This is a genomic window from Sphingobium sp. LMC3-1-1.1 (assembly GCF_040676285.1).
Classification (GTDB): Bacteria; Pseudomonadota; Alphaproteobacteria; order Sphingomonadales; family Sphingomonadaceae; genus Sphingobium.
Map to the genome: position 1 here is coordinate 430,621 of NZ_JBEGHQ010000001.1, position 23,605 is coordinate 454,225.

Sequence of the window (23,605 nt, forward strand, 5' to 3'; positions counted from 1 at the left end):
CTCTAGACCGCCTCAGATAGCCATGCGACCCGATATCCTCAACCCACTCTTCACCGAAATCGAAGCCCTGAAGGGCGTCGGCCCCGCGCTCGCCCGACCTCTGGAGCGGCTGGGGCTGGCTCGCGCCGTGGACGTGGCATTCCACCTGCCGGTCAGCTTCATCGACCGCCGCATGGTGGATGAACTGATCCTCTCCGACTCCGGCCGGGTCATCGGCATTGAACTGACGCCGACCGATTACCGAGCTTCCGGCAGCGCCCGCGCTCCATTCCGCGTGATCGCGCGGGACAAGCACGGCAACAGCGTCGCGCTGGTCTATTTCGGCCGCAACAGCGCATGGCCGCGCAAGCTGCTGCCGCTCAACGAACCCAAATTCGTCTCCGGCAAGCTGGAGGCCTATGGCGACAATCTTCAGATCGTCCACCCCGACCATGTCCTCCCGCCGGAGGAAGCCGATACCATCCCGGCGCGCGAGCCGGTCTACGGCCTCTCCGAAGGCCTCAGCAACAACCGCCTGCGCGACCTGGTGGCGCAGGCGCTGACCCGCGCGCCTGACCTCCCCGAATGGATCGAACCCAGCCTCCTTGCGCAAAGGGGCTGGCCCACATGGCGCGAAGCGCTCACCCGCATCCACGCCGACCCCAGCGACGCCATGGCCCGCGAGCGCCTTGCCTATGACGAGATCTTCGCCGGCCAGCTTGCGTTGATGCTGGTCCGCCAGTCCTCCCGCAAGCGCAGGGGCGTGCCGATCGCCGGCGACGGCCGACTGCGCGCCATGCTGCAACTGCCCTTCGCGCCGACGGGCGCGCAGCGCCGCGCCTTCGGAGAAATCGAGGGGGACATGGCCCAGCCTGTCCCCATGCTCCGCCTGCTGCAGGGCGACGTAGGATCCGGCAAGACGCTGGTGGCGCTGATGGCCCTGCTCAACACGGTGGAGGCGGGAGCCCAGGGCGCGCTCCTCGCTCCCACCGAAATCCTGGCCCGCCAGCATTATGAAACGCTGCGCAGGATGGCGTCGGGCCTGCCGGTGAACATCGCCATCCTCACCGGGCGGGAAAAGGGCAAGGCGCGCGAATCCACCCTCATGGGGCTGGCCGACGGCAGCATCGACATTCTGGTCGGCACCCATGCCATTTTCCAGGATGCGGTGCGTTACAGGAACCTCGCCCTGGCGGTGATCGACGAGCAGCATCGCTTCGGCGTCGCGCAGCGCATGATGCTGGCGGCCAAGGCGGAGCGCACGCCGCATCTGCTGGTGATGACCGCCACGCCGATCCCGCGCACCCTGACGCTCACTTATTATGGCGAGATGGACGTGTCGCGCCTGGACGAGATGCCGCCGGGCCGGCAACCGATCCAGACCGTCGTCATGTCCTCCGGACGTCTCGACGAAGTGGTCGAGGCGCTGGCCCGCCATGTGGAGGGCGGGGGGCAGGCCTATTGGGTCTGCCCGCTGGTCGAGGAAAGCGAGAATAGCGACCTTGCCGCCGCAGAGGCGCGGGCGGAAACGCTGCGGATGCGCTTTGGCGAACGCGTCGCCATCGTGCATGGCCGGATGAAGGGGCCGGAAAAGGACGCCGCGATGGAGTCCTTCGCTTCGGCCCGCACGAAAATCCTGGTGGCGACCACGGTGATCGAGGTCGGCGTCGATGTTCCCAACAGCAACCTCATCATCATCGAAGGGGCCGACCGCTTCGGCCTTGCCCAGCTTCACCAGCTACGCGGGCGCGTCGGGCGGGGGCAGAATCAATCGGTGTGCATTCTCCTGCGCGGCAATGCGCTGAGTGAAACAGCGAGGGCGCGCCTTGCCCTGATGCGGGAAACCAATGATGGGTTCCGCATAGCCGAGGAAGACCTGCGCCTGCGGGGCGCGGGCGAAATATTGGGCACGCGCCAGTCGGGCGAGCAGCAGTTGAAGCTCGCTACGCCGGAGCATCTCTCCGCCCTGCTGGACCCGGCTCGGGACGACGCCCATCTGCTGATCGACAGGGATGGCGGCCTGAGCGAAGCACGCGGGCAGGCAGCCCGAACCTGCCTCTATCTTTTCGAACGCGACGCGGCGGTGGGCCTGCTTCGCAGCGGGTAGAGTCCCTGCTCCTGCCTTCAGGAACAGGGCCAGGAACAGGACAGGACGGCGCGGCACATATTGTGAAAACAACGTCTTGCCGCAGTTGCGAAACCATCCCGCCGCCCTGTCGTTGCATCGCCATGCAATCCGACATCAGCCTGCACCATGTCACGTCGATGGCGGCGATCTCGATCGGCCTGTCGGTCGTCGTCGCCTTCCTGCTCCATTGGCTGGCCTATTGGCTGGCGACCCGCATCGTCCACCGGATGCGGATGGAGCCGGTGATCCTGCCCGCCCTCTACCACCCTACGCGCTGGCTGATCGTCCTGATGACCTTGTCGGCGGGCGTCCAGCCGCTGACCTTCACCCCGAATGTGGAGGCGATCTGGTCCATCGGTTCCAGGATGCTGTTCATCCTGCTCATGGGATGGCTGATCTTTTCCCTGATGCGGGCGGGGCGCATCATCCTGGAGCGCCGCAGCGACATCAGCGTGGCGGACAATCTCAAGGCGCGGCGGCAGCATACCCGAATCCGTATCCTCTACCGCGTGACGCAGTTCATCGTCGGCTTCCTGATCCTCTCGCTGATGCTGATCGCCATTCCCGGCGTACGGAGCATCGGCGTTACGCTGATGGCATCTGCGGGGCTGGCGGGGCTGGCCGTCGGCGCCGCCGCGCAGCCCGCGCTCAAGAATCTGATCGCGGGCATACAGATGGCCTTTTCCGAACCGATCCGGCTGGATGATGTCGTCATCGTCGAGGGTGAATGGGGCCGGATCGAGGATATCAAGCTGACCTATGTCGTCGTCCGCATCTGGGACGACCGGCGGATGATCGTGCCGATATCCTATTTCCTCGAAAAGCCCTTCCAGAACTGGACGACGAAAACCTCCGACCTGCTCGGCACCGTCTTCCTTTATGTCGATCCTGCCGCGGACATAGAGGCGATACGGGCGAGATTCATCGAGGCGGTCCAGGCCAACAGCCGCTGGGATGGCCGCGTCGCCATCATGCAGGTGACCGACCAGCGCGCCGATGCGCTGGAACTGCGCGGCCTTCTGAGCGCCCGCAACGCCGGCATAGCCTTTGACCTGCGCTGCGAGGTGCGAGAGGCGATGATGAATTTCCTGCGCACGCAAATGCCGCAGGCGCTGGTGCGATCGCGTCAGCGGCTGGAGGCGGGGGATGATCTGGGTAAGGCGTTTACCAGGCCGTCTGGCGCGGCGGTATGAGGGCGAGCATGGCGTCATAGACCTCCGGCTCGATCCGCTGCAGGAACTCCACGCCGATCCGCCCTTCTTCCGACCAGCGCACTTCCGCGGCCTGGTTCTTCACCACGGGCAGCCATATCGTTACCCGCTCGCCAATGGTCAGCGGCGCCTCTGTCCGGCACATCAGGCCCAGGGCAGAGATGTTGATGATCCGCACACCATGGCTGCGGCCCTTTGCCGTGATATGGCTGACCATATCGACCAGATCTCGCTGCACGCGCCGCTGGCTGACCGCGGGACCCCGCTCGTTCAGATGGGAAAGGCTGGCGAACACTGAAGGCATGGAAACAGGATAGGTAGGGAAGATGGCCTCTTCCTTACCTATTGTGGTTAAGGCCGCCTAAAGCCTTTTTCGATTTCAGGGGGTTACCAGCCCGTGCCGTTTCGCGCCGAAGCTGACCTTGTCACCGGCCTTCAGCGACAGGGCGGGATCGCTCACCACCTCGCCATTGACGCGGATCGCGCCCTCGGCCAGCTTTCGCCGCACTTCCTTGTTGGAAGCGGCAAAGCCCAGCGCTGTCGTCCCCTGCAGGATGTTCAGCCCGTCCGCGCCCAGGCTGACGCTGGGCAGATTGGCGTCCGATGCGCCCTCTTCAAAGGTTCGCCGGGCCGTCTCCGCGGCCGCGGCGGCGGCTTCGGCACCGCGGCAAAGGGTCGTCGCCTCGTTCGCCAGGATCTTCTTCGCCTCGTTGATTTCGGCTCCCTGCAGGGCGGCCAGCCGCTCCACTTCGTCCATCGGCAGATCGGTGAACAGGCGCAGCCGGCTGGCAACGTCGGCATCGGCCGTGTTGCGCCAGAACTGCCAGTAATCATAATGCGAAAGCTGGTCCTCATTGAGCCAGACGGCGCCGCCCACGGTCTTGCCCATCTTCGTGCCGTCGGCATTGGTCAGCAGCGGGGTGGTCAACCCGAACACATGCGTACCGTCCACCCGGCGTGCCAGTTCGACGCCGTTGACGATGTTGCCCCACTGGTCCGATCCGCCCATCTGCAACCGGCAGGCCGAACGGCGCGACAGTTCCAGAAAATCATAGGCCTGGAGGATCATATAGTTGAACTCCAGGAAACTCAGCGACTGTTCCCGGTCCAGTCGCAGCTTCACCGAATCGAAGCTCAGCATCCGGTTGACCGAGAAATGCTGGCCGATGTCGCGCAGGAACGGGATATATTCCAGGCGGTCCAGCCAATCGGCATTGTCGGCCATGATCGCGTCGGTCGGCCCGTCGCCGAATGTCAGGAAGCGTTCGAACACGCTTTTGATGCTCCCGACATTCTGCGCGATCGTGTCTGTGGTCAGCAGTTTGCGGGCCTCGTCCTTGAAGCTGGGATCGCCGATCTTGCCGGTGCCCCCGCCCATCAGGACGATGGGCTTGTGCCCGGCCTTCTGCAATTGGCGGAGCATCATGATCGACACCAGGTGACCGACATGCAGCGAGGGCGCCGTGGGATCGAACCCGATATAGCCCGGCACGATCTGTCTGGCGGCCAGGGCGTCCAGGCCCTCCGCATCGGTCAGTTGGTGGATATAGCCGCGCGCTTCGAGCAGGCGGAGCAGATCGGACTGGTAGTTGCTCATGGCGCGGCCCTGTAGCATTGAGAGGAATAGTGTAAAAGAGGCAGGATCATCGATGCTCGCAATAGGCCTGATGTCGGGAACATCGCGCGACGGCATAGACGCCGCGTTGATAGAAACCGATGGCGAGGGCGCCGGCAAGGGCGTCGCTTTCCACGCCATGTCCTATGGCGAGGGCTTCCGCCTTCGCCTTGCCGAAGCCTGTCAGCGCGCCATGACGATGGAGAGGCCGGGTTTCGAACCGCTCATCCACGCGGTCGAGGAGGAACTGACGGAGCTTCATGTCGAGGCGATATCGGACCTGCTGGCCCGCAGCGGCCATGTGACGCAGGACATTGCCGTCATCGGCTTCCATGGCCATACCGTGGCCCATCGTCCCGAATGGCGCTGGACCTGGCAGATCGGCGACGGCGCCGCCCTGGCGGGGGCATTCGGCATCCCTGTCGTCGCGAACCTGCGCAGCGCCGATGTCGCGGCAGGCGGGCAGGGTGCTCCGCTGCTCCCCGTATATCATCGTGCGCTGGCCCATGATCTGGCGAAGCCGCTCGCCGTGCTGAACCTGGGCGGGGTCGCCAACCTTACCGCCATTGCCTCCGACGGGGAGATTTTTGCCTTCGACACCGGCATGGCAAGCGGCCTCATCGACAATTGGATGCAGACCCATGGCGACCGCAGCTTCGACGAGGATGGCGCGACCGCGGCCAGCGGCCAGGTCGACGAGGCGCGGCTGGCCCGCATGCTGTCCGACCCGTGGTTCGCCGTCGCTCCGCCCAAGAGCATAGACCGCGAGGCGTTCACCATCGACGCGGTGCGCGGGCTGTCGCTTGCGGATGGCGCGGCGACCCTGACGGCCTTTTCCGCCGCAGCCGTTGCGCGGGGGATGGAGCATCTCGTCGAACGGCCGACGCGCATCTATGCCGCTGGCGGAGGACGCCGCAATGCGACGCTGATGCGAATGCTGGGGGCCTATACCGGCGCGGATGTGCGGCCCGTGGACGAACTGGGATGGGACGGCGACGCGCTGGAGGCGCAGGGTTTCGCCTATATGGCCGTACGCCATATGAAGGGCCTGCCCATCAGCTTCCCCGGCACGACCGGCGCGCCGCAGCCGATGACGGGCGGCGTGCTCTTCGAACCGGCGTAAATTCTTCCGCCCAGGGCTGTTTTCCGTCGCCTCGGCAATACCGGGCGAGCCGGCGGATCACCGCTTGCGGGTCAGTTCCCGCATGGCGTCGTCTATCCCCTCGATCGTCAGCGGATACATGCGCCCGTTCATGATCTCGCGGATCATCCGGGTCGACTGATTATAACCCCAGTGCGCCTCCTGCGCGGGGTTCAGCCAAACGGCCGCCGGATAGGTATGCAGCACGCGGCTCAGCCAGGTTGCGCCCGGTTCGTCGTTCATATGTTCGACCGAGCCGCCGGGATGGCTGATCTCATAGGGGCTCATCGCCGCGTCGCCGACGAAGATCACCTTATAGTCATGCCCATATTTGTGGAGGATATCCCAGGTCGGCGTGCGTTCGGAAAAGCGGCGGCGGTTGTCCTTCCACACGCCCTCATAAAGGCAGTTGTGGAAGTAGAAGAACTCCATGTTCCTGAATTCGCTCGTCGCCGCCGAGAACAGCTCCTCGCAAAGCATGATGAACGGGTCCATCGATCCGCCCACGTCCAGGAACAGCAGCAGTTTCACTGCATTGTGCCGCTCTGGCCGCATGCGGATGTCGAGCCAGCCCTGCCGCGCCGTTCCCCGGATCGTCTCGTCCAGGTCCAGTTCGTCGGCCGCGCCCTCCCGCGCGAAGCGGCGCAGCCGCCGCAGCGCAACCTTGATGTTGCGGGTGCCCAGTTCCCTTTGATTGTCCAGATTGGCGAATTCGCGCTTTTCCCAGACCTTGATGGCGCGCTTGTGCCGGCCCTCGCCACCGATCCGCACGCCCTCGGGATTATAGCCGCCATGGCCGAAGGGGGATGTGCCGCCGGTGCCGATCCACTTGTTGCCGCCCTGGTGACGCCCCTTCTGCTCCTCCAGCCGCTTCTTCAGCGTTTCCATGATCTCGTCCCAGCTTCCCAGCGACCTGATCTCCTCCATTTCCTGCGGACTTAGGAATTTTTCCGCCACCAGCCGCAGCCAGTCCTCCGGGATGTCCGCCTCCACCGCTTCGCTGTCCAGCACGCCTTTGAACACGCGGGCGAATACCTGGTCGAAGCGGTCTATCAGCCCCTCGTCCTTCACATAGGTGGCGCGCGCGAGATAATAGAAATCCTCCGGGCGCTGTCCGATCACGTCCCGGTCCAGCGCCTCCAGCAGCAGCAGATGTTCCTTGATGCTGGCGGGAATGCCGGCAGCGCGCAGCGCATCGAGAAAGTTGAGCATCATGATGGCGCCCTTGTCCGCCAGCTTGGCGGATCATGCAAGCAGCGGACGTTGTCGGAATGTTAAGTGTTGCATTGCATCGTTAACAGGGCAGTATCCATATTGGGTGGAATGGGGCAGTGACCATTGGAAAACGGAGATTTGTTGACCGACCTGGGGGAGCGATCGGGCGACATTGCGTTGCAATGCAGCGAAACGGCAGGCTTTCTGGGGGAGCTTACCCGCCGCATTCATGAGGACTCGGCGCATCTGGGTGAACTGCAATCAACGATGCAGGCGCTGGCCGTCAGCCAGAATGAAAGCGTGCTGGCTGCGCAGGAGCTCAGCCTGACGGCCCGTCGCGCGGGCCAGATCATCGCCCAGGGGCATGAGGCGATTGGCCGTTCCCTGGGCCAGGTCACGGAGCTGATCGAGAATGTGACTGGCCTTGAAGGGCATTTGCGGCAATTTCTGAGCGTTATAGAGACCGTGGGCGATATTTCCGGGCAACTGGGCGCGATCGCGCGGCAGACCCGCCTGCTCGGCGTGAACGCAGCGATCGAGGCGGCCCGCGGAGGCGAGGCGACGCAGGGCTTTGCCGTGGTGGCGGACGAAATCCGTCGGCTGGCGGGGCAGGCGGGCGAGTCCGCCGCTTCCGTGGGGGACAAGCTGGGGCAGCTCGACCATGACGCCCGGCGACTGATCGGCGGGGTCGAGGCCAATATCCTGCGTGGCCGCGACGTCGGTTCGCATATCGATACTCTGCGCGTCAGCATGGCGGAAATCGCTTCGCTGGTGACGCAATTCGGGCAACGTTCCGACACGATCGCCACTTGCACGGATGAGGCGGATGGCGATGTGGCGGCGTTGCGGCAGGGGCTGGCCCGTTTCAGCCAGTCCGCGACGGAGAGCGCGACGCGCGTGGCGACGGCGCGCAGCCATCTGGAGAGCCTGGAGGGCATGGCGAACGCGATGCTCAACACGGCGGCGCATGGCGGGCACGTCACGCGCAACAGCCGCTATATCGGGTTCGCCGAAGAAGGGGCGGAGGAGGTGCAGGCGCTGATCGAACGGGCGTTGGCGGAAGGCGCGCTGGACATGGCCGGCCTGTTCGATACCGCCTATCGGCCGGCTCCCGGTTCAGAACCGGCGCAATATGAAAATGGCTTCACCGCCTTTGCCGACCGCTTCGTGCAACCCGTCCTGGATCGTCGCACGGCGCAGGACAGCGCCATCGTCGGTTGTTGCCTGATCGACATGAATGGTTATCTGCCAACCCATATCAGCGCGCGCAGCCAGCCGCAGCGGCCCGGCGAGGCGCGATGGAACATGGAGCATGCGCGCAACCGGCAGATTTTCATGGACAGCCAGACGCGCCGCGCCCTGGATGGAGAAGGGGATTTTTTCCTGTTCACCTATCGCCAGGATCTGGGCGAGGGACGTTACCGGGCGCTGCGCAGCGTCTTCGTGCCGCTGATGTTCGGCGGCCGGCGCTGGGGCCTTTATGAGGTCGGCTATCTGATCTGATCGGCTATCCTGCCACTCCGCATTTCTACCCGGCCGCCCGGAAGCCCGCCCTAATGCAGCTTTGCGTCCGCCGTCCGCACCGTCATCTGGCCGCTGGCGGTGTAGGCTGCGGTTGCCCCGGCCTGCGCGGTTTGCGGATCCTTTCCATCCAGTATCTGGGCAATCTGCCGCGCACTCGGCACCTTGTCGTAAATGCCGTAGAGATCGGTCTGGCCCACCGAGTGGATCGAAAGCTGATAGCCGCTGCCGGTCGTGGCGGGATCAAATGTCATTACCGTGCCCGAATCGTCCACCGGCACGATGATCGCGCCGTCGGCAATGCCGGCCTGTTGCAGGATGTCGTAGCTGCCATTGGCGGTTTCGGCCTTCCCGCGGACGCAAAGATCCGCCTGCCCTTCGCGGGGCAGGGAATTATCGACGGGTTGGGCAGATGTCTGATGGGTCAGCCGCGCTTCGGCCGCGTCGACGGCCGGGCACGCCGTCAGCCTCGCCGGTTTTGTGGCATGGATGGATGCGGGCGCATCGAAGCGGAGACCCGCCAGCATGCCGTCCAGGCCTGCGAGGACTTCCCTCCGCCGTTCGGTCGGTCCCGTGACGCGCAGCTTCACGATCCAGCGCCCGGCGTGCAGGAATGCCGCCGCTGTGGTGAGCGCACCGTCGGCGGCATCGTCATAGACGGCGCGAATGGCGGCATTGGCGCGCCCCGCAACGGCGACGCTGGAATAATCGGTGCGGTGCGTCCTTGCGCCAAAGCGCTCCATCACCGCCTTGTCCGTCATATAGGCGGCCAGCGACGCGTCGGCATAGCTGGGCAGATAGACATAGAGCGTCGCCTGGACCGCGCCGTCTTCGGACAGATATTGGGCGTAATTGTCGATCCCCTTGCCGCCGTTGGAAACCTCCCCGCTCTTGGAGAGGGACAGCCCGGCCACTGTCTGCGGCATGCTGATCCCCGCTGCATCGGCGCGCAGCGCGGTGGCAGTGGGTGTCCAGGCTTCCCTTTCCTCGGCCGCGCGCGCGAATGCGGGCGCTGACAGGGCCAGCACCGCCGATAAAAGGGACCACGCACGCTTGGGCATTGGCATCCTTCCTCCGATTCATGGCCGTCTTGGCGCGGCTTTGAACGTCGGGGGAAGTTGAGCCGAAATGCATCGGCGGCGCAAGCGGCCTTTCAGGTCACGGGCGGCATTTGTGCCGGATAATGGGGCAATTCCGGGTCCAGATGCGCCCAATCGGGCGCCGCATCGGTCCAGATCACCGCCTGCGGTCCCAGAAGTTCAGGATCGTCAAGCGCGCCAGCCCGAATGAAGGTGAGGTGGGGACGCGATTCGGCCAGGCTGAAAAGCGGCGTGCCGCATTCGGGACAGAAGCCGCGCCGCATGGCATTGCCGCTGTCCGCCATGCTGTGATGCCAGCGCACCTCTCCGGTCACCGTCAGCTTGTCGGAAGGGAAGCAGACATTCACCGTTCCTGATCCGGCGCCCAGATACTGGCAAAGCCGGCACCAGCACATGCGCGCCGCCATGGGTTCCGCATCGATGTCGATCCGTACCTGTCCGCACAGGCATCCAGCTTGATGAGCCATGGGTCGGGCCTTTCAGTTGAAGGGGGGCATCCTTACCGGCCCTGTCGCCGGGCCATGAAGGCAAGCCGTTCGAACATCATGATGTCCTGCTCATTCTTGAGCAGGGCGCCGTGGAGTGGCGGGATCGCCTTGGTGGGATCGCGGTCCTGCAATATGTCGAGCGGCATGTCCTCCGCCAGGATCAGCTTCAGCCAGTCGAGCAGTTCGCTGGTCGATGGCTTCTTCTTGAGACCGGGGACTTCCCTCAATTCGTAGAAGATTTCCATCGCGCGCTTGACCAGGACCTTCTGGATGCCGGGGAAATGGACGTCGATGATCGCCTGCATCGTCTCCCGGTCGGGGAATTTGATATAGTGGAAGAAGCAGCGGCGCAGGAAGGCATCGGGCAGTTCCTTCTCATTATTGGAGGTGATCACCACCACCGGCCGCTCCCTGGCAGCGACCGTTTCCCCCGTCTCGTAGACGTGGAAGGCCATGCGATCGAGTTCCTGCAGCAGGTCGTTGGGGAATTCGATGTCGGCCTTGTCGATCTCGTCGATCAGCAGGACCGGCAGGGTAGGGGAGGTGAATGCCTCCCACAGCTTTCCCTTGCGGATATAATTGCCGATGTCGTGAACGCGCGGATCGCCGAGCTGGCCATCGCGCAACCGGGCGACGGCATCATATTCGTACAGCCCCTGATGCGCCTTGGTCGTCGACTTGACGTTCCATTCGATCAGCGGAGCGCCCAGGGCCCTGGCGATTTCCTGCGCCAGCACGGTCTTGCCGGTGCCCGGTTCGCCCTTCACCAACAGCGGACGGCGAAGCAGCACCGCGGCGTTGACGGCGACCTTCAGATCGTCGGTGGCGACATAATCCTGCGTGCCTTCAAACCGCATATTGCTGCTTCTCACCCTGCTTGTGCCGGGCCAACTATGGCAAAGCAGGGGTGGAGCGCAAAGCCTTTATCGGCCAGTCACGGCCTGATCCTTGCCGGCGCGTATTCCTGCGCGGGCCTGAAGCACATCCCACAGCCCGCGATGCTGGTTGAGCAACTGGCGTGTTCCGAACAGGATGGCACGGTCGACGGCGTCGTCGCCGCCGATTTCCCTGGCGACCTCCAGAGTCGCCGCCCGGCCGGGAAGATCGCAGACATGGGGTTCGAGCCCGACGCGAATCGCCGCGATGTCCAGAACGTGCCGCACCGCCCGCCAGTCGAGCACCAGCGCGATCGCCGCGCCCATGGCGCAGCCCCGCCGGTCCGACTGGGCCAGCATGTCGAGGGCATGGCGCTGCTGGCTGACGACGGTTTCGCAATCGCTCTGTCCCGCCGTGCTGGGCGCGGGACCGACGGCGACAGTCACCTGGGTCAGATAGGCCCGTTCCCGTGCAAAGGCGTCGGCCGCCTGGATCAGCCAGTTGCGCGCCGCATTGTCTGCGGATCGGGTGGCGGCATGGTCGATCACGCCGGGATGACGGCCATGGAGCAGGCAGAGATAATAGGCTGCGTCGGCCAGGTCGGGCAGCGACATCGTGGCATTCGCGCCGAAACTCGCCCGCGCGCCGCTGGCATAGCCATGTCCGGCCGTGCCGTCGGCGGCGACCACGGCATCCAGGATCTGCGATACATCGCCAAATTGATAGCGCGGTGCTGCTTCGCTCATCATCTTCCCCTGCACACGCCGGCCAACCAGCGGAGCCACATTCCGCGACGGTAGAGAGTCGAGGTAAAAGAGGAGTTTACGCCAGTAAAAAAGGGCGACCCGAAGCCGCCCTTTTTCGATCATCCTGCCGCGCTGCGGCCTCGGCCTGCCGAAGCGCCTCTATTGGTCCAGGAAGCTGCGCATCTTGCGGCTGCGGCTCGGGTGCTTGAGCTTGCGCAGCGCCTTCGCCTCGATCTGGCGGATGCGTTCGCGGGTGACGCTGAACTGCTGTCCGACCTCTTCCAGCGTATGGTCGGTGTTCATGCCGATGCCAAAGCGCATGCGCAGCACGCGTTCCTCGCGCGGGGTCAGCGATGCCAGAACGCGCGTGACGGTTTCCTTGAGATTCGCCTGAATGGCGGCATCCACGGGGATGATCGCATTCTTGTCCTCGATGAAGTCGCCCAGATGGCTGTCTTCCTCATCACCAATCGGCGTTTCCAGCGAGATCGGCTCCTTGGCGATCTTCATCACCTTGCGCACCTTCTCCAGCGGCATGGACAGCCGCTCGGCCATCTCCTCCGGAGTGGGTTCGCGGCCCTGTTCATGCAGGAACTGGCGGCTGGTCCGCACCAGCTTGTTGATCGTTTCGATCATGTGGACGGGGATGCGGATGGTTCGCGCCTGGTCCGCAATCGATCGGGTGATCGCCTGACGGATCCACCAGGTCGCATAGGTGCTGAACTTGTAGCCGCGCCGATATTCGAACTTGTCGACCGCTTTCATCAGGCCGATATTGCCTTCCTGAATAAGATCAAGGAATTGCAGGCCGCGGTTCGTATATTTCTTGGCGATGGAGATGACGAGGCGCAGGTTCGCCTCGACCATTTCCTTCTTGGCGATGCGCGCTTCGCGTTCGCCCTTCTGCACCATGTTGACGATGCGGCGGAATTCCGAAAGCGACATGCCCGTCGCCTGGGCGATCTCGCTCACCTCGACGCGGATGCGCTCCACGGCGCGACCCTCGGCGGCGGCGAAGGCGGCCCATTTCTTGTCCAGCCCCGACACCTTGTCGAGCCAGCCATCGTCCAGTTCATGGTTCACATAGCGGTCGAGGAAATCCTTGCGGCTTACCTTGTGCCGCTCGGCAAGGCGCAGCATCTGCCCGCCCAGCGCGGTCAGGCGCCGGTTATAGGCATAGAGCTGGTCGACCAGATATTCGATCTTCTGCTGGTGGAACTGGACGCTCTCGACCTCGGCGGTGAGCTGTTCGCGCAGATCCTGATAGTCGTCCTCCGCCTTCTGGCTGAGCGTTTCCCCGCTGGCCATGGCGGCCATGCGCGATTCCTGCGCCTTGGAAAAGGCGCGGAAAATCTCCGTGATGGTCGCGAATTTCTCCAGCGCCATCGGCTTGAGCGTCTCTTCCATCTGGGCGAGGGAGAGGGTGTTGTCCTCCTCTTCCTCCTCCTCCATCCGGCGGGCACGGCGTTCGGTCAGGCCGTCCTCATCCTCGTCGGAATCGGCGGATTCCTCCTCCGGCTCTTCCTCTTCCTTGAAGCTGGGGCCAGCGGTCTTCTCGCTGATCTCCCCGTCGTCGTCCTCGGCGCCTTCCTCCAGATTTTCCGGAGCGGGATCCTTGGACAGCATCGCGTCGAGATCGAGGATCTCGCGCAACTGCATCTCGCCATTGTTGAGCGCGGTCGACCATTCGATGATCGCGTTGAAGGTGGTCGGGCTTTCGCACAGGCCCAGGATCATCGTGTCGCGACCCGCCTCGATCCGCTTGGCGATGGCGATCTCGCCCTCGCGGCTGAGCAGTTCCACCGCCCCCATTTCGCGCAGGTACATGCGCACGGGGTCGTCGGTGCGGTCGACCGTTTCCTTCTTCTTTTCCGTTACGGGGCGCGGCGAGCCGTCGTCTTCTGCGCTGTCGTCGGCGCTGTCATCATCGCTGTCGTCGCGCTGATCCTCGCCGTCCTCGCTGGCTTCCTCATTCTCGACGATGTTCACGCCCATTTCGTTGAGCGCGGACATGATGTCCTCGATCTGCTCGGAGGACATCTGGTCCTGCGGCAGCGCGTCGTTCAGCTCGTCATAGGTGATGTAGCCACGCTTCTTCGCGCGGGCGATCAGCTTCTTGACCGACGCCTCGTTCAGATCCAGCAGCGGCGCATCGCCGGTATCCGTATCCTCACCCGCACCCTTGCCGTTCGCCTTGCTCGCCATTTATTCGCCTTAACTCCGCCGCGCCCGTGAAGGGAGCGATCCATATCATATAATATCTTCGGACTGCGCCAGTTCCGCCAGGCGGCGATCATGATCCAGCTTCAACTTGTGGACCCTTTGCTGTTCGGCAAAGCTGTCCTCGTTGAGGTCTTCTCTCGCCCGCCGGGTGGCATGTGCCAACGCCGCCTCCAATTCCGGTCCCTGCGCCATCACCCGAATGGCCTCATCCAGGTCGCGCCGCGCGCGATCCGAGTCGGCCTTGCTTTTATGGGGGGTGAATGTGAACGTGTCGGCCCGGAGCATCCCTTTTGCCATATTATACACTTCACCTTGCCCCAATATGGTAAGGAGGCCATCGGTTTCAACTGTTTCTTTGCTGAACGAGGCCGTGATCATCGCATTCAGCAATTCCGCCAATGCGGAGTCGGCCACGCGAAGCCCGATAAGCGTCTCTCGATGTAGCGCAATCTGATCGGGATGCCGCAGCAGGCTGGCCAGTACGGCACGCAAAAGCCGTTGTTCCATGCCGCTTGCGCCGATCGCCCTTGCCTCGCTTCCCGCGGGGGGAAGGGGGGGCTTCCAATTGCCCCGACGGTCCCGCTGCCAGCCGGATCGGGCGCCGCCACCGCGCTGGTGGCGGGGCTGGAATGCCGCCCGCGCGAAGAACAGCGCGTCATGCCGTTCGCGAAAGGCATGGATATAATGCGCCCGCACGTCGGGGTGGGCGATGGCGTCTGTAATCGCGGAGAGACGCTGCTTTAGCGCGGCGCGCTGTTCCGGTGTATCCAGCGGCGCGGCGCCCTGTTCATGGGTCCACAACCGCTCGATCAGCGGTTCGGCCGCAGCCAGCACCGCTTCCATCGCCGCTGGCCCCTCCGCGCGGATGAGGTCGTCCGGATCCTGACCGGCGGGAAGCGTCGCGAAGGCCAGGCTCATGCCTGGCCGCAGCAGGGGCAGGGCGCGCATCGCTGCCCGGATCGCCGCCTTCTGGCCTGCCGCATCGCCGTCGAAGCAGAGGATCGGCACATCGGCCATCTTCCACAGGCGCTCGATCTGATGCTCGGTCAGTGCCGTGCCCAGCGGGGCCACCGATTCCTCAAAGCCGGCCTGGGCGAGGGCGATCACGTCCATATAGCCCTCCACGACGATGATCCGGCCGCTATGCCGGCTGGCGGGAGAGGCCCGGTCGATATTGTAGAGCGTGCGCCCCTTGTCGAAGAGCGGCGTGTCGGGGGAGTTCAGATATTTGGGCTCGCCCGCGCCCAATATGCGCCCGCCAAAAGCGATCACCCGGCCGCGAATGTCCCGGATCGGCAGCATCAGCCGGCCCCGGAAGCGATCGTAGCTTTCGCGTTTTCGGGCATTCCCGCCATCCGGTTCGGCACCATCCGGATCGATGAGCAAGCCGGCCTCTATCAGCAGCGGCTCGCCAAATTCCTTGAGCGCTGTCTTGAGCCGTCCCCGTCCGTCGGGAGAAAAGCCGAAGCCGAAAGTCCTGGCGGTCGCTGCGCCGATGCCGCGCTTCTGGAGGTAGGATCGTGCTTCCGCGCCCTCTATTCCGCCAAGCTGCTCCTCGAAAAAGCCCTGCGCGGCGGCCATGACGTCATGCAGTCCCCGCGCCTGCTCTGCCCGTTTCGCCGCGCGGGGATCAGGGGCGGGAACGTCCATCCCGGCCGTCTGCGCCAGTTCCTTCACCGCCTCCATGAACGGCAGGCCGCGATGATCGGTCATCCACCGGATCGCATCACCGTGCGCGCCGCAGCCGAAGCAGTGATAAAAGCCCTTTTCGTCATTGATGGTGAAGCTGGGCGTCTTCTCATTATGGAAGGGGCAGCAGGCCTTGTATTCGCGGCCCGCCTTCTGCACCTTCACCGTCCGACCGATCAGGGTGGAAAGCGAGGTGCGCACGCGCAATTCATCGAGGAAGGCGGGCGACAGGCTCATGCTTAACTTACATCCTCCCGCTTGAGACCATCTTCCGGAATGGAGCCTTCCAGAACGGAGGCTTGAAGACCCTGGGGATGCGACCTCAGCCCAGCGCTGCCTTCACTAGCCCGCTCGCCTTGCTCATGTCGATCACCGACCCGTGCCGTTCCTTGAGCACGGCCATGACCTTGCCCATGTCCTTGACGCTGGCCGCACCCACTTCCGCCTTGATCGCCTCGATCGCGGCCTTTGTCTCGTCCTCGCCGAGTTGCTGCGGCAGGAAGCTCTCGATCACGTCCAGTTCCGCCTGCTCCTTCGCGGCCAGCTCGTCGCGGCCGCCGCTTCGGAACATGTCGATGGATTCGCGGCGTTGCTTCGCCATCTTCTGCAGGACCTCGACCACGATGGTGTCGTCATCCGGCACGCTGGACGCGGTGCGCAGTTCGATGTCGCGATCCTTCAGCTTCGCCAGGATCAGGCGCACGGCGGCCAGCCGATCCTTCTCGCCTGCCTTCATGGCGGTGACCTGAGCGCTCTTGATGGTGTCGCGAATCATGCGAATGAATCCTGCCTCTTTCGGAAAGGATCAGATATAACGGCAAAAGAGATTTTTTACAGTGGTTGACCAGCCATGGTTCAGCGCATAGGTGACCGGCCGTTTAACCCGCTTAAGACGGGTTCCTAGCAAAAGCATAAAGGACGATACGACCATGGCTGACGCCAAGACCCTCATTGTGCCCAAAGGAGCGACAGGGGTATTGGTTTTCGCCGATGGCTCCGCCGTCTTCGGCCGCGGCTTCGGTGCGACTGGCGATGCCGTGGGTGAGCTTTGCTTCAACACGGCGATGACCGGATATCAGGAAGTGATGACCGACCCCAGCTATGCGGGGCAGATCGTCACTTTCACCTTCCCGCATATCGGCAATGTCGGCACCAATCTGGACGATGTGGAGGCGGACCTGCCCCACGCGCTGGGCTGCGTCGTGCGGCAGGATGTCACGGAACCCAGCAACTTCCGCAATGTCGAGCCCTTCGACCAGTGGATGAAGGAAAAGGGCCGCATCGGGCTTGCTGGCGTCGACACCCGCGCGCTCACCCGCATGATCCGCGTGAAGGGCGCGCCCAACGTCGTCATCGCCCATGATCCCGAAGGCAATTTCGACCTTGAAGCGCTCACCGCCAAGGCTGCGGCCTGGCCGGGCCTTGAAGGCATGGACCTCGCCATCGAGGTCAGCGCCAAGGAAAGCCGCCTCTGGAAGGACGGCGTGTGGAAGCTGGGCTTCGGCTATGGCAAGGATGAAGCGGCGGATGACCGCCCCCATGTCGTCGCCATTGATTATGGCGCGAAGAACAACATCTTCCGCAACCTTGTGAAGGCAGGCGCCCGCGTCACCGTGCTGCCCGCGACCGCCACCTATGAGCAGGTGATGGAGCAGCAACCCGACGGCGTGTTCCTCTCCAACGGTCCCGGCGACCCGGCCGCGACCGGCGAATATGCCGTGCCGGTGATCAGACAAGTACTCGAAGCCGACAAGCCCGTCTTCGGCATCTGCCTTGGCCATCAGATGCTGGCGCTCGCCGCTGGCGCGAAGACCATCAAGATGCATCAGGGCCATCGCGGCGCCAACCATCCGGTCAAGCGCCTGTCGGACGGCCTGGTCGAGATCACCTCGATGAACCACGGCTTCGCGGTGGACAGCGACACGCTGCCCGCCAATGTGAAGGCGACCCATGTGTCGCTCTTCGATGGCAGCAATTGCGGCATCGAACTCACGGATAAGAAAGCCTTCTCGGTCCAGTACCACCCCGAAGCCTCGCCCGGCCCGCAGGACAGCTTCTATCTGTTCCAGCGCTTCGTCGAGGGGCTTAAATGAGCCTCAACCTGCCCCCGGTTGACGAAGCCCGCCTTGCCGCCGAGTGGGAGGCGGACAAGTCCGTCCTCGCCAATCTCGCCGCCAATGGCGACGTGGCGCGTTTGGCGCGCCCGGTCGATGTCAGCTTCAAGGGCAGCGAAAAGGATTTCGAGCGCGTTCTCACCATCGCCAGCCAATTCGGCTTCGTCGAACTGGACCGCGAGGAAGATGAGGATGGCGACCTATTCCTCTTCCTCGAATGCGTGCAGCCGGTCGATGAGCAGTCGATCCGCGCGCTGACGAAGAAATGCCTCCAGATCGAAATCCTGTGCGGCGTCGAATATGACGGCTGGGGCTGCGAGGCCCGGACGGGGGGCGTGCATTGATCAATTTTATTCCACAGCAAGCGCTAAACGAAGCAGTCCTGTTCCAGCTTTTCGTCCATGCTCAAAAAGCTGACGAAAGACTGCTGAAGGATGAAATTGCGAAGCTGTTCTCAATCGCCATTAGCGCTAAGCGCGTAGAGTTAGCGCTTGATGATCTAGTAGAGCGATCATTTGTGTCGCGCTGGAGTAATAGCGGTTCGTCCACGATTAAACCGGAGGGCTACAAGTATGTGGAAGAGCAGCTAGCTGATCCCGATTCCTTTATTAGCCGGTACGCTATGAATGGCGATGATTGGTTAAATCAACAGAATCTGGGTAATGGCGCTCCCGCCTCCGATCGAGTTGTGACATTTAGTCATAATCAGGTAGACGAGGCCGTTGCTTCATTTGCGCCGGTTATTGAAGCGCTTGAGGCAGACAACGGCAATCCGGAGCAGCCAGGTTTACGCGAGCGTATTCTCGGTCAACTTCGAGCGGGTATCGAGCTTATTCGAGCCGGCGAATTTAAGGCCTATTTGGTTTACCTAACCGTTGTTCGCGGCTTGGGTGAATTAATTGAAAAATACGGTAATCCCGCCATTGCTAAGCTGGCTGATGCCTTGCTTGGCGCAATCGTCTCCCAAATATTTCAGGCCAAATAATGCCCAAACGCACCGACATCTCCTCCATCCTCATCATCGGCGCTGGCCCGATCATCATCGGCCAGGCTTGCGAGTTCGACTATTCGGGCACGCAAGCGGTGAAGGCGCTCAAGGAAGAGGGCTATCGCATCATCCTGGTCAATTCCAACCCGGCCACTATCATGACCGACCCGGAATTTGCCGACGCCACCTATGTCGAACCGATCACGCCCGAAATCGTGGCGAAGATCATCGAGAAGGAACGCCCCGACGCGGTGCTGCCGACCATGGGCGGCCAGACCGCGCTCAACACGGCGCTTGCCCTGTTCAACGACGGCACGCTGGAGAAGTTCGGCGTCAAGATGATCGGCGCCGACGCGCAAGCCATCGACAAGGCCGAGGATCGCCTGAAATTCCGCGATGCGATGGACAAGATCGGCCTGGAATCCGCCCGGTCGCGTATCGCACATACTATGGAAGAAGCGCTCGAAGCCCTTGAATTCACGGGGCTTCCATCCATCATCCGGCCCAGCTTCACGCTTGGCGGCACCGGCGGCGGCGTCGCCTACAACAAGGACGAGTTCAAGCAGATCGTGGCCGCTGGCCTCGATGCGTCCCCGACCACCGAAGTGCTGATCGAAGAGTCGCTGCTCGGCTGGAAGGAATATGAGATGGAGGTCGTGCGGGATCGCAATGACAATGCCATCATCATCTGCTCCATCGAAAATGTCGATCCGATGGGCGTCCACACGGGCGACTCCATCACGGTCGCGCCGGCGCTGACCCTGACCGACAAGGAATATCAGATCATGCGCAACGCGAGTATCGCGGTGCTGCGTGAAATCGGTGTTGAAACAGGCGGTTCGAACGTACAGTTCGCAGTCAATCCGAAGGACGGCCGCCTGATCGTCATCGAGATGAACCCGCGCGTCTCGCGCTCCTCGGCGCTGGCGTCGAAGGCGACCGGCTTCCCGATCGCCAAGGTCGCGGCCAAGCTTGCCGTCGGCTATACGCTGGACGAGATCGAGAACGACATTACCGGCGCGACGCCCGCCAGCTTCGAACCGACGATCGACTATGTCGTGACCAAGATCCCGCGCTTCGCCTTTGAAAAGTTCAAGGGGAGCGAACCGCTGCTCGGCACCGCGATGAAGTCGGTGGGTGAGGTGATGGCGATCGGCCGCAACATCCATGAATCGATGCAGAAGGCGCTGCGCGGCCTGGAAACCGGGCTTTGCGGCTTCAACGAGGTCGACCATCTGGTCGGCGCGCCCAAGGACGACATCATCGCCGCGCTGGCCCAGCCGACGCCCGATCGCCTGCTGGTCGCCGCGCAGGCGCTGCGCGAGGGCCTGACCGTCGCCGAAATCCACAATATCGCGAAGTTCGACCCCTGGTTCCTGGAGCGGATCAAGGAAATCATCGACGCCGAAGCGGAAATCCTGTCCAATGGCCTGCCGCAGGATGCCGACGGGATGCGCCGCCTCAAGGCCATGGGCTTTTCCGACAAGCGCTTGGCCTATCTGGCGCTCAAGTCCGCCAATCTGCGCGGGATGGAGCGGGGCATCGCTCGCGGTTCGGGCCTGATCCATGACGCGGTCAAGGCAATGACCGGTGGCGTCACCGAGGATGAAGTCCGTGCCCTGCGCCACAAGCTGGGCGTGCGCCCGGTTTTCAAGCGGATCGACACCTGCGCCGCCGAGTTCGAGGCGAAGACGCCTTATATGTACTCCACCTATGAAGCGCCGATCTTTGGCGAGGCGGAGAATGAGGCGCAGCCGTCCGATCGCAGGAAGGTCGTCATCCTGGGCGGTGGTCCCAACCGGATCGGCCAGGGGATCGAGTTCGACTATTGCTGCGTCCACGCCTGCTTTGCGCTGGCGGAGGCGGGTTATGAAACGATCATGGTCAACTGCAACCCGGAAACGGTGTCGACCGACTATGACACCTCCGACCGCCTCTATTTCGAGCCGCTGACGGCCGAGGACGTGCTGGAAATACTGAGCGTCGAGATGTCGAACGGCACGCTGGCCGGCGTCATCGTCCAGTTCGGCGGGCAAACGCCGCTCAAGCTGGCGCAGGCGCTGGAGGATGCGGGCGTGCCGATCCTGGGCACCTCGCCCGACGCCATCGACCTGGCGGAAGACCGCGAGCGCTTCGCCGCGCTGATCGACAGGCTGAAGCTCAAGCAGCCCGCCAATGGCATCGCCCGCAGCCGGGAAGAAGCCATCGCCGTCGCCAACCGCATCGGATATCCGGTCCTGATGCGCCCGTCCTATGTCCTGGGCGGCCGCGCCATGGAGATCGTCGACGGCCAGGCGCAACTGGAAGAATATATCGCCACCGCCGTTCAAGTGTCGGGCGACTCCCCGGTGCTGATCGACCAATATCTGCGCGACGCGGTAGAGGTGGATGTGGACGCGCTCTGCGACGGCGATGACGTGGTGGTTGCCGGCGTGCTGCAGCATATCGAGGAAGCAGGCGTCCATTCCGGTGACTCCGCCTGCTCCTTGCCGCCCTACAGCCTGTCGGACGACATCATCGCGGAAATAGAGCGCCAGGCCGATGTCCTCGCCCGCGCGCTGTCGGTGCGTGGCCTGATGAACATCCAGTTCGCGGTCAAGGATGGGCCGGAGGGGCAGACGGTCTATCTGATCGAGGTCAACCCCCGCGCCAGCCGGACCGTGCCCTTCGTCGCCAAGGCCATCGGCACGCCCATCGCCAAGATCGCGAGCCGGGTGATGGCGGGCGAGAAGCTGAAGGATCTGCCGAAGATCGACCGCAACGCGATTTCGCACATTGCGGTCAAGGAAGCCGTCTTCCCCTTCGCCCGCTTCCCCGGCGTCGATCCCGTCCTTTCCCCGGAAATGAAGAGCACCGGCGAAGTCATGGGCATCGACAGCGATTTCGCGACCGCCTTCGCCAAGGCGCAGCTCGGCGCGGGGACCATCCTGCCCAAGAGCGGGACGGTGTTCGTGTCGGTCAAGGACAGCGACAAGCCGGTGATCCTGCCCGCCGTGCAGAAAATGGCGGCGCTGGGCTTCACCATCATCGCGACCGGCGGCACCGCCCGCTATCTGGAAGAGCAGGGCATCGCCGTGCAGCCAGTGAACAAGGTGGCCGAAGGCCGTCCCCATATCGTAGACAAGATCACCGACGGCGATGTCGACCTGATCTTCAACACGACGGAGGGCTGGCAATCGCTCAAGGACAGCAAGGCGATCCGCACCAGCGCCCTGCGCGCCAAGGTCGCCAGCTTCACCACGGCGGCGGCCAGCGTCGCGGCGGCCAATGCGATCGAGGCTCTTCAGGGCCATGCCCTTGAAGTGCGTTCGCTCCAGTCCTATTATCCACTGTCGCAAGCCTGATCCCCTGCACAAGGAAGCATGCTGCGGGTGGCCCCAAGTTGGGGGCCGCCAAAGGGAAGTTTTGACGAAGGATTTGCAAGAATGGCGACCGTCGAGAAGATGCCGATGCTGCAGATGGGCTATGACAAGCTCAACGAGCAGCTCCGCGAATTGAAGGCCGAGCGGCCATTGATCGTGGACGCCATCGAAGAAGCGCGCGCGCACGGCGATTTGTCGGAAAATGCCGAATATCATGCCGCCAAGGAGCGTCAGGGGCAGGTCGAAGCCACCATTGCCGATCTGGAAGACAAGCTGTCGCGCGCCCAGATCATCGATCCCCGGACGCTTTCGGGAGACAAGGTCGTGTTCGGCGCGACCGTCACGCTGCTCGATGAGGATGACAAGCCGGTCAAATACCAGATCGTGGGCCAGGCCGAGGCGGATGCCAAGCTCGGCATGATCAGCTATAACAGCCCGCTGGGACGTGCGCTGATCGGCCGCCAGATCGGCGAGGAGGTCGAAGTGTCGGTGCCCTCCGGCGACAAATTCTACCTGGTCAACAAGATCGATTTCATTTGATCCATCCGTGAAACTGCCTGCTGGTCGCATGACGAACGGGATCGCGGCGATAACTTTCGTCGCGTTTCTGCTGATTTATCTCACAGGGCAGGTCGATAATGCCGCGATCATGGCCGGATTCATCCCGGCCCGGGTGGAGGACGGCGCGCTGCTGGCCGGCATGTCGGCCGTCCCGGTCTGGCTGACCCCGATCAGTTGCACGCTTGTCCACGCCAACTGGCTGCATATCGGGTTCAACCTGTTCATGTTCGTCTTTTGCGGACGACAGGTGGAGCATGTTCTGGACAAGGGCGCGACGCTGCTGCTCTATGTCGCGGGCGCCTATGGCGCGACGGCGCTGCAATGGGCGATCGATCCGCATTCCACCAATCCGATGGTCGGCGCCAGCGGCGCGATATCAGCGGTCATCGCGACCTATGCATTGCTCTACAGCCAGCAGAAGGTTCGCCGCGTGGGGCCGATGTCGGCGAATCTGGTTCGCCTGCTGTGGCTGGCAGCAAGCTGGATCGCGATCCAGCTCATGATCGGCCTCGCCACGGCGCAGGGGCTCGGTGACCTTGGGCAGATTGCGGTTGCCGCGCATATTGGCGGCTTTCTGGTGGGGCTGGTGCTGACGCGGCCGCTGCTTCGCTGGCGTTTCCGCAAACGTCCCCAGCCCCTGTCCTGAAT

The 23,605-nt window shown here is 63.4% G+C and carries 20 protein-coding genes; 10 read left to right on the plus strand and 10 right to left on the minus strand.

The genetic code is table 11. From position 1 onward, the window contains the following. The first annotated feature begins 22 nt into the window (after positions 1-22). Positions 23-2,086, plus strand: coding sequence for an ATP-dependent DNA helicase RecG (gene recG, locus MRBLMC3_RS02165; RefSeq protein WP_363825510.1), 2,064 nt, complete (start codon positions 23-25; stop codon positions 2,084-2,086). A 122-nt stretch (positions 2,087-2,208) separates the two neighbouring features. Further along, entirely contained in the window at positions 2,209-3,300 is a 1,092-nt protein-coding gene (locus MRBLMC3_RS02170; RefSeq protein ID WP_363825512.1) for a mechanosensitive ion channel family protein, read from the plus strand. Here MRBLMC3_RS02170 and MRBLMC3_RS02175 read toward each other — a convergent pair. Next, the gene (locus MRBLMC3_RS02175) at positions 3,272-3,622 is read right to left on the minus strand and encodes a PilZ domain-containing protein (protein WP_363735028.1); all 351 of its coding nucleotides are present in this window, start codon (positions 3,620-3,622) and stop codon (positions 3,272-3,274) included. The two genes, MRBLMC3_RS02170 and MRBLMC3_RS02175, sit on opposite strands and share 29 nt — an antisense overlap. 75 nt (positions 3,623-3,697) lie before the next feature. Further along, complete coding sequence (gene tyrS / locus MRBLMC3_RS02180; protein ID WP_363735027.1) at positions 3,698-4,915, minus strand: tyrosine--tRNA ligase; 1,218 nt, start codon at positions 4,913-4,915, stop codon at positions 3,698-3,700. Positions 4,916-4,967: 52 nt separating this feature from the next. Between tyrS and MRBLMC3_RS02185 the strand changes: the two genes are divergently transcribed. Continuing rightward, entirely contained in the window at positions 4,968-6,056 is a 1,089-nt protein-coding gene (locus tag MRBLMC3_RS02185; protein ID WP_363825514.1) for an anhydro-N-acetylmuramic acid kinase, read from the plus strand. 57 nt (positions 6,057-6,113) lie between these two features. On the opposite strand, the gene MRBLMC3_RS02190 is transcribed toward MRBLMC3_RS02185, so the two are convergent. Continuing rightward, a complete protein-coding gene (locus tag MRBLMC3_RS02190) occupies positions 6,114-7,289 on the minus strand; it encodes a vWA domain-containing protein (RefSeq protein WP_363825517.1) in 1,176 nt (391 codons plus the stop codon). A 138-nt stretch (positions 7,290-7,427) separates the two neighbouring features. Here MRBLMC3_RS02190 and MRBLMC3_RS02195 point away from each other — a divergent pair, with 138 nt between their 5' ends. Further along, complete coding sequence (locus tag MRBLMC3_RS02195) at positions 7,428-8,792, plus strand: methyl-accepting chemotaxis protein (RefSeq protein ID WP_363825520.1); 1,365 nt, start codon at positions 7,428-7,430, stop codon at positions 8,790-8,792. A gap of 50 nt (positions 8,793-8,842) precedes the next feature. Here MRBLMC3_RS02195 and MRBLMC3_RS02200 read toward each other — a convergent pair whose 3' ends face one another. The 7 genes from MRBLMC3_RS02200 to MRBLMC3_RS02230 form a co-directional block, all read right to left on the minus strand. Further along, a complete protein-coding gene (locus tag MRBLMC3_RS02200) occupies positions 8,843-9,871 on the minus strand; it encodes a hypothetical protein (RefSeq protein ID WP_363825523.1) in 1,029 nt (342 codons plus the stop codon). A 92-nt stretch (positions 9,872-9,963) separates the two neighbouring features. After that, entirely contained in the window at positions 9,964-10,377 is a 414-nt protein-coding gene (locus MRBLMC3_RS02205; protein WP_363825525.1) for a GFA family protein, read from the minus strand. 32 nt (positions 10,378-10,409) lie between these two features. Further along, on the minus strand, positions 10,410-11,255 hold the full coding sequence (locus tag MRBLMC3_RS02210; RefSeq protein ID WP_363735021.1) for an AAA family ATPase: 846 nt from the start codon (positions 11,253-11,255) through the stop codon (positions 10,410-10,412). A gap of 66 nt (positions 11,256-11,321) precedes the next feature. Next, positions 11,322-12,020: a DUF6975 family protein gene (locus MRBLMC3_RS02215; protein WP_363826605.1), complete on the minus strand. Its 699-nt coding sequence runs from the start codon at positions 12,018-12,020 to the stop codon at positions 11,322-11,324. Between the two features lie 159 nt (positions 12,021-12,179). Continuing rightward, complete coding sequence (gene rpoD, locus MRBLMC3_RS02220) at positions 12,180-14,225, minus strand: RNA polymerase sigma factor RpoD (protein WP_363735019.1); 2,046 nt, start codon at positions 14,223-14,225, stop codon at positions 12,180-12,182. A gap of 45 nt (positions 14,226-14,270) precedes the next feature. Further along, positions 14,271-16,169: a DNA primase gene (dnaG, locus tag MRBLMC3_RS02225; protein WP_363735017.1), complete on the minus strand. Its 1,899-nt coding sequence runs from the start codon at positions 16,167-16,169 to the stop codon at positions 14,271-14,273. A gap of 85 nt (positions 16,170-16,254) precedes the next feature. Beyond that, a complete protein-coding gene (locus tag MRBLMC3_RS02230) occupies positions 16,255-16,707 on the minus strand; it encodes a GatB/YqeY domain-containing protein (RefSeq protein WP_363735015.1) in 453 nt (150 codons plus the stop codon). A 154-nt stretch (positions 16,708-16,861) separates the two neighbouring features. Between MRBLMC3_RS02230 and carA the strand changes: the two genes are divergently transcribed. The 6 genes from carA to MRBLMC3_RS02260 all read left to right on the plus strand — a co-directional run bounded on the left by carA (position 16,862) and on the right by MRBLMC3_RS02260 (position 23,603). Further along, positions 16,862-18,025, plus strand: coding sequence for a glutamine-hydrolyzing carbamoyl-phosphate synthase small subunit (gene carA / locus MRBLMC3_RS02235; protein ID WP_363825528.1), 1,164 nt, complete (start codon positions 16,862-16,864; stop codon positions 18,023-18,025). After that, positions 18,022-18,390 (plus strand): ribonuclease E inhibitor RraB, encoded by a 369-nt coding sequence (locus tag MRBLMC3_RS02240; RefSeq protein ID WP_363825530.1) that lies wholly within the window; start codon positions 18,022-18,024, stop codon positions 18,388-18,390. Before carA ends, MRBLMC3_RS02240 begins: the two co-directional genes overlap by 4 nt. Then, a complete protein-coding gene (locus MRBLMC3_RS02245) occupies positions 18,387-19,031 on the plus strand; it encodes a hypothetical protein (protein ID WP_363825533.1) in 645 nt (214 codons plus the stop codon). Before MRBLMC3_RS02240 ends, MRBLMC3_RS02245 begins: the two co-directional genes overlap by 4 nt. Next, entirely contained in the window at positions 19,031-22,378 is a 3,348-nt protein-coding gene (gene carB, locus MRBLMC3_RS02250; protein ID WP_363754110.1) for a carbamoyl-phosphate synthase large subunit, read from the plus strand. Before MRBLMC3_RS02245 ends, carB begins: the two co-directional genes overlap by 1 nt. 81 nt (positions 22,379-22,459) lie before the next feature. Next, positions 22,460-22,936: a transcription elongation factor GreA gene (gene greA, locus MRBLMC3_RS02255; protein ID WP_133651914.1), complete on the plus strand. Its 477-nt coding sequence runs from the start codon at positions 22,460-22,462 to the stop codon at positions 22,934-22,936. A gap of 28 nt (positions 22,937-22,964) precedes the next feature. Continuing rightward, positions 22,965-23,603 carry a rhomboid family intramembrane serine protease gene (locus tag MRBLMC3_RS02260; RefSeq protein ID WP_363826608.1) on the plus strand — a complete coding sequence of 213 codons (639 nt, stop codon included), beginning with the start codon at positions 22,965-22,967 and terminating at the stop codon, positions 23,601-23,603. Positions 23,604-23,605 lie beyond the last annotated feature (2 nt).

What these genes read in the sequence shown, in the direction of transcription:
- dnaG (WP_363735017.1), bottom strand. Translation starts at nt 16,169, where the DNA reads ATGAGCCTGTCGCCCGCCTTCCTCGATGAATTGCGCGTGCGCACCTCG.
- MRBLMC3_RS02240 (WP_363825530.1), top strand. Translation starts at nt 18,022, where the DNA reads ATGAGCCTCAACCTGCCCCCGGTTGACGAAGCCCGCCTTGCCGCCGAG.
- MRBLMC3_RS02260 (WP_363826608.1), top strand. Translation starts at nt 22,965, where the DNA reads ATGACGAACGGGATCGCGGCGATAACTTTCGTCGCGTTTCTGCTGATT.
- greA (WP_133651914.1), top strand. Translation starts at nt 22,460, where the DNA reads ATGGCGACCGTCGAGAAGATGCCGATGCTGCAGATGGGCTATGACAAG.
- MRBLMC3_RS02215 (WP_363826605.1), bottom strand. Translation starts at nt 12,020, where the DNA reads ATGAGCGAAGCAGCACCGCGCTATCAATTTGGCGATGTATCGCAGATC.
- MRBLMC3_RS02185 (WP_363825514.1), top strand. Translation starts at nt 4,968, where the DNA reads ATGCTCGCAATAGGCCTGATGTCGGGAACATCGCGCGACGGCATAGAC.
- MRBLMC3_RS02210 (WP_363735021.1), bottom strand. Translation starts at nt 11,255, where the DNA reads ATGCGGTTTGAAGGCACGCAGGATTATGTCGCCACCGACGATCTGAAG.
- MRBLMC3_RS02170 (WP_363825512.1), top strand. Translation starts at nt 2,209, where the DNA reads ATGCAATCCGACATCAGCCTGCACCATGTCACGTCGATGGCGGCGATC.
- MRBLMC3_RS02200 (WP_363825523.1), bottom strand. Translation starts at nt 9,871, where the DNA reads ATGCCCAAGCGTGCGTGGTCCCTTTTATCGGCGGTGCTGGCCCTGTCA.
- MRBLMC3_RS02230 (WP_363735015.1), bottom strand. Translation starts at nt 16,707, where the DNA reads ATGATTCGCGACACCATCAAGAGCGCTCAGGTCACCGCCATGAAGGCA.
- tyrS (WP_363735027.1), bottom strand. Translation starts at nt 4,915, where the DNA reads ATGAGCAACTACCAGTCCGATCTGCTCCGCCTGCTCGAAGCGCGCGGC.
- rpoD (WP_363735019.1), bottom strand. Translation starts at nt 14,225, where the DNA reads ATGGCGAGCAAGGCGAACGGCAAGGGTGCGGGTGAGGATACGGATACC.
- MRBLMC3_RS02175 (WP_363735028.1), bottom strand. Translation starts at nt 3,622, where the DNA reads ATGCCTTCAGTGTTCGCCAGCCTTTCCCATCTGAACGAGCGGGGTCCC.
- recG (WP_363825510.1), top strand. Translation starts at nt 23, where the DNA reads ATGCGACCCGATATCCTCAACCCACTCTTCACCGAAATCGAAGCCCTG.
- MRBLMC3_RS02205 (WP_363825525.1), bottom strand. Translation starts at nt 10,377, where the DNA reads ATGGCTCATCAAGCTGGATGCCTGTGCGGACAGGTACGGATCGACATC.
- carB (WP_363754110.1), top strand. Translation starts at nt 19,031, where the DNA reads ATGCCCAAACGCACCGACATCTCCTCCATCCTCATCATCGGCGCTGGC.
- MRBLMC3_RS02190 (WP_363825517.1), bottom strand. Translation starts at nt 7,289, where the DNA reads ATGATGCTCAACTTTCTCGATGCGCTGCGCGCTGCCGGCATTCCCGCC.
- carA (WP_363825528.1), top strand. Translation starts at nt 16,862, where the DNA reads ATGGCTGACGCCAAGACCCTCATTGTGCCCAAAGGAGCGACAGGGGTA.